This is a genomic window from Noviherbaspirillum pedocola, from assembly GCF_016632335.1.
Lineage (GTDB): Bacteria > Pseudomonadota > Gammaproteobacteria > Burkholderiales > Burkholderiaceae_D > Noviherbaspirillum_A > Noviherbaspirillum_A pedocola.
Map to the genome: position 1 here is coordinate 935220 of NZ_JAEPBG010000001.1, position 16590 is coordinate 951809.

At 57.5% G+C, this 16590-nt stretch carries 12 protein-coding genes; 10 read left to right on the forward strand and 2 right to left on the reverse strand.

Annotation, left to right across the window (positions count from 1 at the left end; translation table 11 throughout):
* The first annotated feature begins 115 nt into the window (after positions 1–115).
* From JJB74_RS04250 to JJB74_RS04295, 10 genes are all read left to right on the forward strand, one after another.
* Positions 116–1186, forward strand: coding sequence for an AAA family ATPase (locus JJB74_RS04250; RefSeq protein WP_234483693.1), 1071 nt, complete (start codon positions 116–118; stop codon positions 1184–1186).
* 39 nt (positions 1187–1225) lie between these two features.
* Entirely contained in the window at positions 1226–2596 is a 1371-nt protein-coding gene (locus JJB74_RS04255; RefSeq protein ID WP_200590540.1) for a CpaF family protein, read from the forward strand.
* A 6-nt stretch (positions 2597–2602) separates the two neighbouring features.
* On the forward strand, positions 2603–3580 hold the full coding sequence (locus tag JJB74_RS04260) for a type II secretion system F family protein (RefSeq protein ID WP_200590541.1): 978 nt from the start codon (positions 2603–2605) through the stop codon (positions 3578–3580).
* A gap of 40 nt (positions 3581–3620) precedes the next feature.
* Positions 3621–4565 (forward strand): type II secretion system F family protein, encoded by a 945-nt coding sequence (locus JJB74_RS04265; protein ID WP_200590542.1) that lies wholly within the window; start codon positions 3621–3623, stop codon positions 4563–4565.
* Positions 4566–4578: 13 nt separating this feature from the next.
* Entirely contained in the window at positions 4579–5910 is a 1332-nt protein-coding gene (locus JJB74_RS04270; protein WP_200590543.1) for a LytR C-terminal domain-containing protein, read from the forward strand.
* A gap of 67 nt (positions 5911–5977) precedes the next feature.
* Entirely contained in the window at positions 5978–8035 is a 2058-nt protein-coding gene (locus JJB74_RS04275) for an Ig-like domain-containing protein (RefSeq protein ID WP_200590544.1), read from the forward strand.
* Between the two features lie 53 nt (positions 8036–8088).
* Positions 8089–9318 carry a glycosyltransferase family 87 protein gene (locus JJB74_RS04280; protein ID WP_200590545.1) on the forward strand — a complete coding sequence of 410 codons (1230 nt, stop codon included), beginning with the start codon at positions 8089–8091 and terminating at the stop codon, positions 9316–9318.
* Positions 9319–9379: 61 nt separating this feature from the next.
* Entirely contained in the window at positions 9380–10531 is a 1152-nt protein-coding gene (locus JJB74_RS04285; RefSeq protein WP_200590546.1) for a glycosyltransferase family 87 protein, read from the forward strand.
* A 463-nt stretch (positions 10532–10994) separates the two neighbouring features.
* Positions 10995–12161 (forward strand): glycosyltransferase family 87 protein, encoded by a 1167-nt coding sequence (locus JJB74_RS04290; protein WP_200590547.1) that lies wholly within the window; start codon positions 10995–10997, stop codon positions 12159–12161.
* Between the two features lie 556 nt (positions 12162–12717).
* A complete protein-coding gene (locus tag JJB74_RS04295; protein WP_200590548.1) occupies positions 12718–14448 on the forward strand; it encodes a hypothetical protein in 1731 nt (576 codons plus the stop codon).
* 135 nt (positions 14449–14583) lie between these two features.
* On the opposite strand, the gene JJB74_RS04300 is transcribed toward JJB74_RS04295, so the two are convergent.
* A complete protein-coding gene (locus JJB74_RS04300; RefSeq protein ID WP_200590549.1) occupies positions 14584–15921 on the reverse strand; it encodes a TolC family outer membrane protein in 1338 nt (445 codons plus the stop codon).
* A 209-nt stretch (positions 15922–16130) separates the two neighbouring features.
* The gene (locus JJB74_RS04305) at positions 16131–16550 is read right to left on the reverse strand and encodes a response regulator transcription factor (protein WP_200590550.1); all 420 of its coding nucleotides are present in this window, start codon (positions 16548–16550) and stop codon (positions 16131–16133) included.
* Positions 16551–16590 lie beyond the last annotated feature (40 nt).

Sequence of the window (16590 nt, forward strand, 5' to 3'; positions counted from 1 at the left end):
GAATTTGCAAGTTGCAGGAGCACCCTTGAAAATCGCCCTTATCTCGAAAAGCGAGGCTGGCTGTGCAGAAGCAGCGAAACTCCTCCGGTCGCGTTTGCCTTCGGGAGAACTGGTCATGCTGCCCGCCATTCCGGATCTGCTCATTTCCGGAGGAGATCCATCCGCACCCGATCTGCTGGTTCTGAACGAGCCCTCGATCGAAGATGGCGAGCTCGATCGCGTGGAGCGCCTCAGCCATCTGTACCCACGCCTGGCCTGCATCATCGTTTCCCGCAACAACACGCCGGAGTTCCTGATCCAGGCCATGCGCGCCGGCGTGCGCGAAGTGCTGCCCGCCCCGGTGAACGGGGATGCGCTGCTCGCCGCAATCCAGCGCATCGAAGCCAAGCGCAGCGGCCAGGCGCAGTCCGAAGGCAAGATCATGGCCTTCATTTCCTGCAAGGGCGGCAGCGGCGCGACCTTCCTCGCGGCCAATCTCGGCTATGCGCTGTCCACGCTGAAGAAGCGCGTCGCTCTGGTCGACCTGAACCTGCAATTCGGCGACGCGTCGCTCTTCGTGTCGGAACAGAAACCGATGGCGACCATCGCCGACGTCGCGCAGCAGATGCATCGCCTGGATGCCTCCTTCCTCGATGCGAGCATGATCGAAGTCGCGCCCGGCTACAACGTGCTGGCCGCGCCGGAAGACCCGGCCCAGGCCAACGATGTGCGGCCCGAGCATGTGGACAAGCTGTTGAAGCTCCTGCGCCGCAACTACGACTACATCCTGCTCGACGTCGGCCGCAACCTCGACGCGGTCAGCATCGGCGCGCTGGACCAAGCCGACATCATCTTTCCAGTGCTGCAAACCACCCTACCCTACATCCGTGACGGCAAGCGGTTGCTCGCGGTGTTCCAGTCGCTGGACTATCGTCGCGACAAGATTCAGCTGATCGTGAACCGGCATGAGAAGAGCGGCGACATCCGGCTGGAAGATGTGCAGCGGGCGCTGGGTATGAAGATGCCCCGCACCATCCCCAATCATTACGAAGCGGCGGCGGCATCGGTCAATCAGGGCGTGCCGATCCTGAAGCTTGTGAAAGTCAGCCCGGTCTCCAGAGCGCTCCTCGACTTCGCACAGTCGCTGCTCGGCACGTCTACGCAAACGACGTCGGGATGGCTGCGGCGGGTATTACATCGCTCCTGAGGAAATGAACATGCAGGCAACTTGGAAAGGAATATGACCATGAGCGCGGAACCAACGACATTGCGGGACAGATTGCGCTCCTCAGGCGGACTCGGCAACGGCATCTTGCTGGGCGTGCGCGCAGACAACCTTGAAAACCGCGCCTACCAAGACCTGAAGCACCGCATCCACCAAGTCGTGCTCGACCGTATTGACCTGGAAAGCATGCAGCGTCTGTCGCAGGAGCAGATACGCAGCGAGCTGCGTACCTTGGTCGAACGGCTGCTGGAAGAGGAAGGCGCGGTCGTCAACGATACCGAGCGGCGGCTGCTCACGCGCGACATCCAGAACGAGATGCTCGGCTTCGGGCCGCTGGAAGAGCTGCTCGCAGATCCGACGGTTTCGGACATCCTGGTCAACAGCTACAAGCAGGTCTATGTCGAGCGGCGCGGCGTGCTGGAACTGACCGACGTGGTCTTCTTCGACGATGCGCACCTGATGAAGATCATCGACAAGATCGTCTCGCGCGTGGGCCGGCGCATCGATGAATCGAGCCCAATGGTGGATGCGCGCCTGCCCGACGGCTCGCGCGTGAATGCGATCATTCCGCCGCTGGCCATCGACGGTCCGTGCATGTCGATACGCCGCTTCTCCGCGGTGCCGCTGAAGATGGAAGACCTGGTCAAATACCGCAGCCTGACGGCCGAGATGGCCGAGCTGTTGCAGGGGCTGGCGAAGGCAAAGGTCAACATCCTGATCTCGGGCGGCACCGGCAGCGGCAAGACGACGCTGTTGAATGTGCTGTCCGGCTACATCAGCCACAACGAGCGTATCGTCACCATCGAAGACGCGGCCGAACTGCAACTGCAGCAGCCGCACGTGGTGCGGCTCGAAACCCGTCCGCCCAACATCGAAGGCCGCGGCGAAGTCACGCAGCGCGCGCTGGTGAAGAATGCGCTGCGCATGCGGCCGGACCGCATCATCCTCGGCGAGGTGCGTGGCGGCGAGGCGCTGGACATGCTGCAGGCGATGAACACCGGCCATGAAGGCTCGATGGCGACCGTGCATGCGAATACGCCGCGCGATGCGTTGACCCGCCTGGAAAACATGATCAGCATGGCCGCCGCGAGCCTGCCGACACGCGCGATGCGCCAGCAGATCAGTTCCGCGATCGGTGTGGTGGTGCAGATCGGCCGCCTCTCCGACGGCAAGCGCAAGATGCTGTCCATCCTCGAGATCACCGGCATGGAAGGGGATGTGATCACCACGCAGGAAATCTTTTCCTTCCGCCAGACCGGCATGGACGACAAGGGCGGCATCATCGGCCACTTCCAGGCCAGCGGCATCCGCCCGCGTTTCCTCGAGCGGCTGCGCGCCTTTGGCATCACGGTGTCCGACAAGCTGTTCGATCCCACCCGGCAATATCGCTGACAGACCATGGACAATCTCTACTATCTGTTCGCGATCCTGCTGTTCATCGCGATCGTGCTCTTCATCGAAGGCGCCTATTCCGCTTGGAATTCCAGCAAGGGTCCGGAGGCCAGCCGCATTGAGCGGCGGCTGCGCGCGATGTCGGCCGGCGCGCATGGCAACGATGCCGAGGTCTCCATTGTCAAGCAGCGGCTGCTCAGCGAAAGTCCGGGGCTGCAGGCGGCCCTTTTGAAGCTGCCGCGGGTGCATGCGGTGGACCGACTGCTCGAGCAATCCGGATTGACCTGGAATGTGTCACAGCTGATCGGCATCACCGTGGCCGCCTTCCTCCTTGTCCTTATCGGCACGTCGTTTCTCGCATTGCCGCTGCTGCTCCGCCTCGCTGCCAGCCTCGGCGCGGCGGCATTGCCGATGCTGTATGTACTGCATGCCAAGCAGAAGCGCTTGTCGCGTATCGAAGAGCAATTGCCCGATGCGCTGGACTTGATGGGCCGCGCGTTGCGCGCAGGTCATGCGTTTCCCACTGCGCTGCAGATGGTCGGCGACGAGATGAGTGAGCCGCTCGCAGGGGAATTCGCTACTGCCTTCGACGAGGTCAACTTCGGCGTCTCGATGCAGGATGCGCTGGTGAATCTGGCGACCCGTGTGCCGAGCATCGACCTGCGCTATTTCGTCATCGCGGTGCTGATACAGCGCGAAACCGGCGGCAATCTGTCCGAGCTGCTGGGCAATATCAGCAGCATCATCCGTGACCGCATCAAGCTGCTCGGTCATGTCAGGGCGTTGTCGGCGGAAGGCAAGCTCTCGGCCTGGATACTCGGGCTTCTACCCTTTGGCGCGGCTACGCTGATGCACTTGGTGAACCCCGGCTTTCTAAGCGTGCTCTACACCGACCCTTTCGGCAGAAAGATGATCGCGGGCGCGCTGGTGATGATGTTCTTCGGCGTGCTGGCCATGCGCAAGATCATCCGCATCCGGGTCTGAACATGAACATGACCACACCACCTTCCGCTGCGAGGATGTGATGAACCCAATGCAGATCGTCTTTCTGGCGCTGGTCTTTCTCGCAGTGTTTGCCTTGGCGCTGTTAGCCATGCGCCTGTTCGCCGGCAATCCGATGCGCGATCGACTCGACGCAGTCGTGGGCCGCCCGGCCGAAGTACCTGAAAGCGGAGCGAATGAATGGCTGGCAACCATCGTCAAGCTGACCGGGCCGCTTGCGAAACTGTCACTTCCTGAAGAAGGGTGGGAAGCCTCGGCAATGCGCACCCGCTTCATGAATGCGGGCTTTCGCAATCCTTCCGCGCCAGCCGTCTTCTTCGGTGCGAAGACCTTGCTCGCCATCGTACTGCCGCTGGGCACCTTCATCGCGCTGAGCTTTTCTTCGGCCAAGCACGGGACCAATTACCTGCTGTTCTGGCTGCTGCTGTCGGCAGCGATCGGCTACTACCTTCCGAACGTCCTGTTGCGCAACCTGATCTCGCGCCGGCAGCGCGAGATCTTCGAGACTTTCCCGGATGCGCTGGACCTGATGACGGTATGTGTCGAGGCCGGTCTCGGCATGGACGCGGCGCTGAATCGCGTGGCGCAGGAGATGATGCTGAAAAGCCAGGTTCTCGCGGAAGAACTGCAACTGGTCACGCTGGAGCTCCGTGCCGGCAGCTCGAAGGAAAAAGCCCTGCGGAACCTTGCCCTGCGCACCGGCGTGCAGGATGTCGATGCACTGGTAGCGATGCTGATCCAGGCCGAGCGCTTCGGCACCAGCATCGCCGAATCGCTGCGGGTGCAATCCGACATGCTGCGCACCAAGCGCCGCCAGCGCGCCGAGGAAGCGGCGGCCAAAATCGCCTTGAAGCTGCTGTTCCCACTGATCTTTTTCATCTTCCCGTCGCTGATGGTAGTGCTGATGGGCCCCGCGTTCATCCAGATCTATCGCGTGCTGCTGCCCACCATGGCTGGCGGCCACTGAAAGGAGACATGACATGAGCACACGTCGTCCCGTTGCAATCGCCGTTTCCATGGTTTGCCTGCTGCAGGCCTGCGCCAGCCCTTCTGCGCCGGTGGCGCCCAAGGCGATGCAGGTCGAGCCAGTGCTGCGTCTGAACCATGCCGGCGCGCAATCCGCATCGACCTATTACAAGCTCGGCAAATTTCACCAGGAGCGCGGCAACCTTGATGCGGCGCGTACGGCTTATCTGCAGTCCATCGCGCTGGATGCGCGGCAAGCCGACGCGCGCAATGCGCTGGCCGTCATCGATGCGAAGCAGGGACGGCTTGAAGACGCGGCGCGGCTGTTGGAAGCGCTGGTGCGCGACTATCCGCAGGATGCCTATCTCCAGAATAACCTCGCCTATGTTCAGTACTTGCGCCACGACTACAGCGCCGCGCTTTCCGCGCTGGAGCACGCGCTGACGATAGAGCCGGGCAGTGCGCGCGCGCATGCCAACCTCGACTTGGTACAGGCGGCGCTGATCGAGAAGAAGCAAAGCTTAGTGGCCGGGCATACCGGTGCGCCGGCACCGCAAGCCGATGCGGCGCACGAAGACAAGGCCAAGACTGACACAACGCCTCCAGCCACGGCGCCGCGCCAGGATGCCGACATCGAGATGGCCGTCACCACTGCTCGCGAAGCGCTCCCGAAGCCGGCTCCCGCCGAGCTGCGGCGCAAAGCTTCCGCGCTGGCCCTGCAAGTCGCACCGGCGGCGCCCGCAGTGGCGCCTGCACCCGCTCCCACGCCGGTCGCCGCTGCATACGTACAGCCGGAGCAAAGCCTGCGTGTCGTGCAACTGCAAGCGAACATAATCGAACTCAGACCGCGCAGCGCACCGGCCAAGGCTGCTCGCGAGCTTCCCGTGACGACCGACACGCATGCGCCGCAGGTCTCGCATGCCGCCGTACGGGAAGAAATAATCCTTGCGACGACCGCGGCTCCCGTGAAGCCGCATGAAATCGAGACAAGGCAGCAGCCGAAGCAGGAAGCGAAGACCTTCCGCGTCGACATCGCCAATGGCAATGGCATCGAAGGCATGGCAGCCAGGATGCGCACGGCACTCGAGCAGCGGGGCATCGCGGTCGGGCATCTGAGCAACAAGAAGCCCTACGACACCACCTTGACCGCCATCCAGTACCGGGCCGGCTATCTGCAGGAAGCGGAGCGGGTGCGTCGCGCATTGCAGGCTCCGGTGGCGCTCGCGGCGATGAAGGACATGCCGGCCAACGCGGATGTGCGGCTGTTGCTTGGCAAGGACGCCGGCGGTCACCTGGCGCTTCTGAGCGGCTCATCGAAGCTGGCCTTGAACGACAGTCGTCGATAAGAGCCAGGGCAAAAAACATCAACAGAGATCCAACGACACCGGGGGGAACATGGTTCACAGGACAGGAATGGATAAGCCGCTGCGCATGCTGACGATGGGTGCCGCCTTGCTCGGCGCCGCAGTGCTCGGCGCATGCGGCGGCGGTGGCGGCAGCAGCGGATGCGCGACTCTCGAAGCGAGCCGGAGCACAGCGCTTCCCGGCTGCGCCTCGAGCTCCACGGGTTCTTCGGGCTCATCCACTTCCACCGGCACTGCTGCGGCAACAGTGCAGTTCCTGGTCAGCAGCCAGCAGTTCAACTCGGCCGGCACCGCCCCCATCGATCTGACCGTGGTCGCTCGCGACGCGAATGGTCAGGCGCTAGCGGGACGCGCGGTGCAGTTCGTCGTTTCCGATCCAGAGAACACCGCCTACGTTTCCAATTTCAGCCAGACCAGCGGCAGCACGCACGCAACCGGCAGCAATGGCCAGCTCGGCGCGAGCCTCTTCCTCGGCACCAGCAAGGCCAACCGCAGCATCACGATCACCGCGAGCGTGGACGGCGCGACGGCATCCAACGTGGTCAACGTCACCGGCACCTCTCTGAGCATCAGCGGCTCCAATGCACTGGTGTTCGGCGCATCGGCGCAATACAACATCGTCATGACGGATTCGGCCGGCAAACCGATTTCCGGAATTCCGCTGAAGCTCGCTTCGTCCGCAGGCAATACCGTCAGCCTGTCCAGCCCGAATACCGATGCCTCGGGCAAGGCCGTTGCCACGCTTACCGGCACCAAGTCGGGTGCGGATACCCTGAGCGTTTCCGGTGGCGGCGCGAGCGCGGCTTACTCGGTGAACGTGAGCAGTAATGGCTTCGCTTTCTCCAGCCCGGCGAACGGCAGCAGCGTCGCAGTCGGTGGCTCCACCGTAGTGACGGTACGCTGGACCAACAATGGCCAGCCCATCGCGGGACAGACTGTAAGCTTCGCGAGCACGCGCGGCACGGTGAGTCCGCAATCGGTGACGACGAGTGCCAGCGGCGACGCTTCAGTGACGCTGCAGGCGACTTCCGCCGGCCCGGCGACGCTCACGGCTTCCGGCCCCTCGGGCAGCGGCGTCGCCGGTTCGCTGAACCTGTCCTTCGTCAGCGTTGCGCCAGCCACGGCATTGGATCTGCAGGCGGACAAGACCGTCGTCGGCACCAATCCGGCAGGTAGCAGCAACAATGTGTCAACGCTGACTGCGGTGGCACGCGATGCGAATAATTACCGCGTCGCCGGCGCCGTGGTGAACTTCCACATCGACCAGGATCCGACCGGCGGCGCATTGAGCACTGCGTCGGCCGTGACCGATGCCAATGGCGTGGCGCGCACGCAGTATGTGCCGACCTCGCAATCGAGTCCGACGAATGGCGTGGTGATCGCGGCGAGCGTTGGCGGCACGGCGCTGAGTTCTCCGACGGTGAAACTCACGGTCGCGCAGCAGAATCTGTTCGTGCGTATCGGCACGGACAACCTGGTGGGCACCGCGACGAATTCGCCGAACTATACGAAGCAGTATTCAGCTTTCGTGACCGATGCCGCAGGCAATCCGGTGCCAAATGCGACGGTGCAGTTCACGATCAGACCGCGGCAGGATGTGGATCCATCGCTCTATGGTGCAGGCATCTTCGGCCGGACCGATGGCGATTATGCTTACTTCAAGGGCTATTACGTCTGGAATGGAACGATATGGACGCGGACGAATGGGGACTATGTCGGGGGCACTGCCCCGATCCCTGCTCCAACAGGGTGCTACAACGAAGACTTAAACTTCAACGGCATTCTCGACCCTGTGCCCGGACTAACATACGGCGAAGACAATAATCACAACCAAGTGCTCGACCCAGGTAACCCGTTCTCGGTGAACTCGGACCTCACAACCAACAACTCCGGTTATGCGGTCGCCACAATCACCTATCCGAAAGACCGTGCGAACTGGACCGCTGTCACGCTGAAGGCAACCGCGCTGGTGTCGGGCACTGAGGCGACCGCGACGACAAGCTTCACCCTCCCGGTCGCGGCCGGCGATGTGAGTTCGCAAAATGTCTCTCCGCCGGGCGCCATCAGTCCTTATGGACGCAGTACTGACTGCAGCAATCCTTTGTAAAACGCCGAGAGATCGATTCGCGGGACGCGCTGAAAGCCGGGAGATATGAAGCCATGATTAGCGAAGAAACCCGCGAGGAATGGCTGGGGATGGGCGAGAGCCGTCATTGGCTCAACGCAGAGCGCGTCACGAGCTATTCGAAAATCTTCATCGCCCTGTACATCGCCATCGCCATCGGATGGGTGGCGATGTCCAGGGAAGGCATAAGCCCAAATGGGAAGCCTCTAGGCTACGACTTCATCACCTTCTGGAGTGCTTCCTATACGTGGTTGCATGGCGATCCCGCAGACGCCTACGACTTGTCGAAGCTTTTTGAAGTACAGAAGCTTGCCGTTGCAGGCACCACAACCCCGTTCGCCTGGTTTTATCCGCCCACCTTCTACTTCGTTATTCTCCCGCTCGCCGTACTTCCCTATGCGGCGTCGTATCTGAGTTTCGTAGGCGCTTCTTTTCTTGGCTTCATCGCGGCTATCCGCAAGATAGTTCCCGTTCCGAATGCGCTTTTGGCTGTGTTCGCCTTTCCCGGCGTTTTTGTCAATGCCGCTCATGGTCAAAACGGCTTCCTTACAGCGATGCTCGCTGCTTGCTCGTTGATGCTTATTGAAAGCCGATCAGTACGAGCTGGAGCGCTTGCGGGCTTGTTGGTCATCAAGCCGCACCTTGCCGTGCTCTTTCCACTCGCCTTTCTTTTTTCCGGTCAGACAAAAGCAGCAATGACGATGATCATTTCGGCGCTTGTTTTCACCGCGCTCAGCATCTCGGCGGTCGGTATCGAGTCGCTCAAGGCTTTCATCGAGAACATGGCGCTGGCTCGCACCGCGCTGGAAGCCGGAATGCTCCCATGGATCAAAATGCCTACCGTCTTTGCATTCATGCGGCTTTTAGGAGCTGGCATTACTGCATCTTATGCAGCGCATATTGTTGTGGCTTGCCTTGTCGCTTTCGGGGTTGCGGTTGCCTGGTTCAAGCGATGGCCTTTCTACCTGCGAGCCTCCGCCCTGCTTACCGGTAGCCTGCTAATCACCCCGTACCTCTACGACTATGACCTCGTGTGGCTCGCTTTCCCAATCGCGTGGATTGCGATAGACGGACTGCGGCATGGGTGGCTGAAACTGGAAAGGGAAACGCTGCTCGCCGCATGGCTATCACCATTACTGGTTCCATCCATGGCCAATCTAAGTTCGATCCAAGTTGGCCCGCTGATTACGTGCCTGTTATTCCTAACGATCTTGAGACGTGGAATTTATGTTGCCAATAGAGCTGAAAAGGAATGCAAAAACTAAAGTCAATGCCTCTACCCGCTAATCAACATAAATGCGTCACTCCCTATCGGCGAGCAAAAAAATGACTTATCTTCTTCCGGCACTAACGCGAAAAAAGTTGCTTTTCATTGCCAGCGCGTTCTCATTCTTGCTGATCATTCCTGTCATACTATCTTTTGACATCCAAAATAATGACAAGCTGAAAGTTTTTGGCACTTATTGGGAAGCTGGCAGAGCAGCGCTAACAGGTGAGAATCCATTTGAAGTTTATCCATTAACTTGGTTCACCGGGTATGTTACTGATGTAAATTTAAACCCGCCGACAATGCTTCCCTTGTTTCAATTTTTTGCTCAATTCGATCCAACCATAGGCGCGAAGTCATGGGCAACATTCTCAATCCTGCTTTTTCTTGCCACATGCCTCGTACTATTTTTAGAAAAAGGAAATGGCAGCCAGCGACGACAGATTGTTTGGGTATTTCTTGCACCGGCCTTCACAGATACGGTAAAGCTCGGGCAGATATACATTGTCCTATTTGCATTGGCAGCTGGTGCATGGCTACTTTTGCGGAGTAGACACCAGCTCGCTTCAGGCATTTGCATTGGATTTATTGGAGCATTGAAGCCAAATTTTGCATTATGGGCAATCTTTCTACTTCTTGCCGGATATTGGCGACCCGCGGTTGCTGCCGGAATAACCGGACTGGCCATACTGGGGGCGTCAATTCTCCTGTATGGAATAGAAAGCTACCAACAATGGATTGCGGCATTCTCGACAGATACTCATGCAGTTAAATTAGCAGTAGAAGTATCGATTCATGGGTATTTTTCACGTCTTGGCTTCGGAACTCTCGGGACGAGCCTTTCCATCGCTCTTCTCGCATGCACAGGTTATTGGGTATGGCGTCGCCGACCAAGCGTACTCGATGCAAGTCGTATTGGGTTAATGGTAGCGATTCTGGCATCGCCACTGGCGTGGTTTCATTACCTGCTGTTCTTGATCCCGGCGCTGATCGAAAAGCCTTGGACACGTGGAATGACTATCGCTGCCGTTACACTCATGGTTCCCCCAATAGTTCCCATGGCAATGATGTATGGCCCGTTCTGGTTGCAGGTGCTCGGATCAAGCGTGTATTTTGGTGCAGTATGCACAATTTTTGTGATGTGGTTAACAGAGATCAAGGCTTCTATGGCACAACGTGTCAAGTCAGAGGGCACCTCGGTATTTGCGTAATTCAAAGCAGAGCTGTCAAATTCTTCGGCAGAACTGACTTTATAAATGCTGGCCTGAAGGAATTACAGAAGAGTAGAGGCAAGAAACAGTGAACTGGAGATTCTTTGCAGAAAAGAAATGGACTGCCGTAACTTTATTAAGTGAAACGCCATACGCGAGCGGATAGACGCAACCGCCCACGCAGGCATGACCATCGAGCGTTTTTGACTTCCGTATTATGGTTTATGCATATTAACGCGGCTGGGGCTTATCTACCAATCAGTACTCGCCATACCAGCACTTTATATCCGTATCCAAACTCATTAATCTGCAAACCTTAAAAAATTGGCAAACAGATTAACCAAGTAGAATTTTCCAGTTATAGCACATACATTTTATTGCACCTCTCACCTATACGACCTTCAATTCAATAAACGAATATACCAAAAAAGCGAATAATAACCATTTAAGGCAATTATTTATTATGACATCATTTCCTTGGATTGATCGCAACAAACTGATTATTTTAGGAATTGCGCATTTACTATTAATTATTTTTACGTCTGCGTTGCGTTTTCGATTGGACGAACCAGATGGAATGAAAGTTTTTGGAGCTTATTGGGCCTCGGGTCAGGCTCTCATGCAAGGAATGAATCCATTTGGCATATATCCACTCACTTGGTCACGCTTTTTCAATATACCAGAAGTAAATTTAAATCCACCCACGATACTTCCCTTATTTTATTTCATTGGGCATTTTCCCCCAGTCTTTGCCGCCAGAGTGTGGACATTAATTTCCGGGATCGTGCTGATCATCGCAATTCTATGGCTCTTCGTGGATAGAAGAGATGATTTAATCCAGCGCCGGCAAATGTTATGGGTATTTTTTCTTCCCTCCCTCGCAAGCACTTTGGTAATTGGCCAAATCTATATTTTCATATTTGCCATGGTAACTGCAGCTTGGATATGTCTGAAACGTGGACATGAGAGAGTTGCCGGAGTCATTATCGGAATTATTGTTGCCGTCAAACCCAATTTAGCCGTATGGCCGTTCTTCCTTCTCATTGCTGAGCATTGGCGGCCTGTTAGGTTTGCTCTCCTGGCTGGAGCGAGCGCAGCAGCACTTTCATTAAATCTTTATGGCATAAACGCTTACAAGCAGTGGCATGCAGCAGTAGCAGCAGATACCCATGCCGCGAGGTTTCTCATAGAAGTATCAATCCACGGCTTTATGACTAGGCTGGGCGCACCCGCAATTGGAACTGCTCTGGCCGGGATATTATTGGCTACAACGACAGTTTTAGTTTGGCGTCAACGCTTCTCGAAAATCGATACCACACGGCTTGCGCTCATTGTTGCAATCTTGGCGTCACCAATTGCTTGGGTAGATTATGCAATGTTTTTAATACCAGCGATGATCATGCGCCCTTGGAACCGTACTTTAACTTTGGCGGCAATATTACTCTTGGTGCCGGTCAGCATACCGAATATGTTAATGGATGGCCCTATTTGGAAAACCATTGTTGGCGGAAGTATTTACTTCACCGCCATTCTACTTATTTTTATTGACATTATGCGCGATATAACTCGCACAACGATTCATCATTCCGACGCTTCCGAACCTAAGCCTCCTGCGTTACATGCACATTAATAATTCCTTACGCAGCATGATTCCCGTAGAGAAAAGATCATTATGCCGCCGATGAAGGTCATCACAATAACATGGTAAATATGCGCATGAAATCAATTCACCGCGATCACCTTCCCGAAGGCGTCGCCGACCAAGCGAATTCGATGCAAGTAGTATTTTGTTGATGGTAGCGATTCTGGCATGGTTTCATTACATGCTATTTTTAATCCCAGCGCTGATCGAAAAGCCTTGGACACGTGGAATGGTTATAGCTGCAGCGACTCTCATAGTTCTCCATAACTGCCCGTGGCAATGATGTATGGCCCGTTTTGGTTGCAAGCATACGAATCAAGCATTAATTTCGACGCGGCGTGTGCAATTTTTGTGACGCGGATAATAAAGATCCAATCTTGTAAGGCCCAACGCGCCAAGTCTTAGTCCAACAGTATTTGCGCAAGAATAATGTACAAGGCCAAGCGCTCTTGTATTTTTGGAATTTTTCACGTCCTCGTGCCACAAACTCATTACTTTGCCATTGCTTTAACCATCATATTTCACACTTCTCGCCAGGACTTATATGTCCACAAAAAATTTTCAGTCGGCCGCATCAACTCGGTCGATTTTTTCTACCAGTCGCGCGCATTTATTACTTCTTCCCGTCCTCCTTGCGCTTTTCTCAATTGCTTTTTTGCGCACAGCCTGGGTTGCAGAAGACGCTTTCATCACGTTTCGGACGATTGATAATGCGCTTCACGGCTTGGGGCTAACTTGGAACCCGGGGGACCGAGTACAAACCTATACCCATCCGCTATGGCTCTGCCTATTGCTACCTATTATTGGGCTTTTCAACGATCCCTTTTACGTTAGTCTGATTACAAGTTATTTATTGCTGCTTACTACGCTCATCATTCTGTTCCGGACAATCAATGAACGAAGCATTTCCGGATTGATGGTAATAGCATCATTGCTGTGGTCACGTTCCTTTATCGACTACTCAAGCTCAGGCCTCGAAAACCCTCTTACCCACGCGCTTCTCGCTGGGTACGTTTTTGTGTGGACCAGAGACCCGGATTTTCGATATAGACCATTCCTCTTATCCGGCATCATTTCCGCATTGTTCCTCACACGTCCAGACGCAATCGTACTTGTGACACCGAGTTTCATTTTTTATCTGTGGAGCATGCGTCGGCGCATAAAACAGCATTTTTTGATGGTCCTCGTTGGCACCCTTCCGGCAATTCTATGGATTGCATTTTCACTCTTTTACTATGGCACTCCTGTACCAAACACGGCTCTAGCCAAGGTCCAAACGGGAAACAGTTTTCTCCACAATTTAATTCAAGCATATTACTATCATGAATGGGCGCTGCAAAATGACCCGGGTACTCTTTTGTTGGTCATCGCAGGCATTATTCTCGGCATATCTGGCAGTGCTCGTCTGCGCCCTATCGCATTCGGACTCCTGCTCTGGGAGGCATATCTTTCTTATGTAGGAGCCGACTATATGGGTGGGCGTTTTTTCAGTGGCGCGGTATTGGTGGCCACAGCGTTGATCGCCATCTATGTAAAGAAGCAGCCTAACCAGAGGATCGTTTGGGGCATCGCTCTTACGTTGATATTTACGTCCGGCATACTGAAATGGACGCTGTTTTCCTCAACCCATTATGAGCAAAGCGCCTTCTCGGCCGGCGGGATCGCAGACGAACGCGGCTTTTACTACCGAGCACTTGGCCTGATCCCTTCCATCAGGCGTGGCACATGGGAATCCCATATTTGGTTGCAAGAGGGAAAATTCCTACGTGCATATACAGGGTGGTACACCCGCTGCAATATTGGAATGGCCGGATACATGGCAGGCCCAAATGTTAAATGGGTTGATCCACTGGGTCTGGCTGATCCCTTGCTGGCTCGACTTCCTTCACGCAGAAATGCTCGCGTCGGCCACTATGAACGCGCATTCCCAGCCGGTTATCTGCAATCTTTAGTAGTAAATAAAAACCTCGTCCGGGATCCTAAAATCGCTGCGCTGGAGGCAGATGTCGGCAAGGCTGTACGCGCACCGCTATTTTCTGCCGGAAGGCTAAGTGCGATTTGGCGGCTGAACACGGGCTATCACTCGCGTGCTGCGGACAACTTCAATCGGGAAGCGATTGGTTTGCCAGGGATACCAGTCAAGACATTTTCCAAAATTTCCTGCTATGGACTTCCGCCTGCGGAAGAAGCAACTTGGCAGCTCGCAGGCTCGCCGGTTACTGCGATGCGCGTGACTTTCCCTGATTTCTTGTCTGGCGCCGCGCCTACAAAATAGCCGTGTATGGCGGCTACGGCCGCCGTCCTCCGGGCCAAGCAGGGGTGTAGAACGGCAGAATTCGGCATGGCCGCAGTTTGGCCATTACCGTGTGGCCTCGTCCCCGCTATCAATGTCGAGGCGTGACATGCACATTTACTGTACGTTCTTGGTCGGTGCCTTCTGTCCGACCATGCCCGGCGGCGGCGCTACACCCACTCCCCGCACCAGCTCCCCCATCCCCGCCAACACCCGATACCCCCCCGCCAGCAACGCAAACTTCCCCGTCGTATAAGCCTGCCGCGCATTGAACACCTCCCCTTCCGAATTCAGCAGGTCCAACAGCGAGCGCTGCCCGATGCTGAACTGCTTCTGGTAAGCCTCGCGCGTGGCCACGCTTGCGTTCACATAGCGTTCCAGGTCGCCGATGCGCTCGCGGGCAGTGACGTTGGCGTTATAGGCAAGCGCGGCATTCTCCCGCACCTCGGTCCGAACCTGGTTCAGCACTTCGCCCGCTTCCTGCACCTGGTACCCGGTTTCGGCCACGCGCGCCGTGTCGGCGCCGGCGCGGAACAGGTTGTAGCGCAGGCGCAGCATGACACTGCGGTCATTCACCTGGCCGCGGACCAGGTCGTTGCTGCGGCTCGAAGCCAGTTCCAGGTCGACGCGCGGCGACAGCGCGGCCTTGGCGCCGGCATTGGCTGCGCTGGCTAGCGCGACATTGGCTTCGGCTGCCTTCACCGATGGATGCGCATGCAGTGCTTCGTCGATGACCCTGGCTTCGCTGTCGGGCAGCAGCGCGTCGGGCAGCGCCGGCGCTTCCAGCGCGTTCGGCGCCTTGCCAACCAGGCGCAGATAGCTCGTCTGCGCATCGCGCAGGCTGCTCTGTTCCTGGCGCAGGCTCGCGCGCGCGAGCGCAAGGCGGGTCTCTGCCTGGTCGATGTCGGCGCGCCGGCCGACGCCGCCTTCGGCAAGGGTGCGGATCTGGCGGGAGATGCGCTCATGCGCGTCCAGGTTGTCCTGCGCTTCGGCTACTGTCTCCTCGCGCCGCAGGACTTCGAGATAGGCGGTGACGACGCGCAGTGCCAGGTCCTCCGCGGTCGCGGCGACGTTGTAGCTGGTTGACGCTACCCGCGCTTCCTGCCTCTTCACTTCGCTTCTCACCGCGAAGCCGTCGAAGAGCATCTGCGTGAGCGTGACCGAGGCTTCGCGCCGGGTCATCAGCTGGTCGTTGACGCCGTAGATGCGGGTATCCGGACTGTCCAGCCATTCGCGGCCCCGTCCCAGGGTCACATCCACGCGCGGCAGGTAGCCGGCGCGCGCCTGCTTCACGCCTTCGCCGGCCTGTAGCCGGCGGCTGGCGGACGCGAGCACTTCGGGATTGCTGTGGATCGCCTGGTCGATAGCATCGCGCAGGGTATCCGCGACGGCGGCGCTGCATAGGGCATACGCGGCAATGAGGGCCGCCGCGGGCAAGGCTTTATTGAGTTTCATCGAATTCCAGTGACTTGGCGCGCCGAGCCCGGGGCATGGCCATGCAGGCTGCACTCGAACCGGGAGAAGCGTCGCATGCGCGTCGAGCCAGGCATCATGCGGTGGCGACAGGGACGAGCCGAACGATGGTACCGCAGGGAAAAAATCGCTTCAATTGCTATAGCGATTTGCCGTGGGCTTTTTGACACCACGCTACGGTCATCATGTGTTCAATGCAGCATGCGGTCCATCACCTTGCCCAGGATCCGGCGCGGCACCCAGGCTTCGCCCTGGTCGACGCTGCGCACCGCCTTGACCAGATGCCGGTCCAGCGCGGATTGCTCCAGGTAGCCGCGCGCGCCGTGCATCAGCGCCGCGACCATGTCTTCATCGTCCGCCGGTGAATCCGCCAGCAACACCACGCGGGTATCCGGCGAACTTTGCCGTAGCGCCTGCAGCAGCGCATCCTGCTCCTGGCCGCGCTCTCGCAAGGCCAGGAGCAGGATGCGCGGCTTGAGCGCAAGGACAGCGGACGCGGTGTCGCCGGCGCCCTGCAGCACGGTGATGCCGTCCTGGTCGCGCAGCAGCTGCTCGCAGGCCGTCATTCCACGCGGGTCCTGGCCGGCGATGGCTACCGTGATGGTCCGCATGCGCGCCTCCGTAGTGTGCCGGCTGCCCCGAATCGGCTCG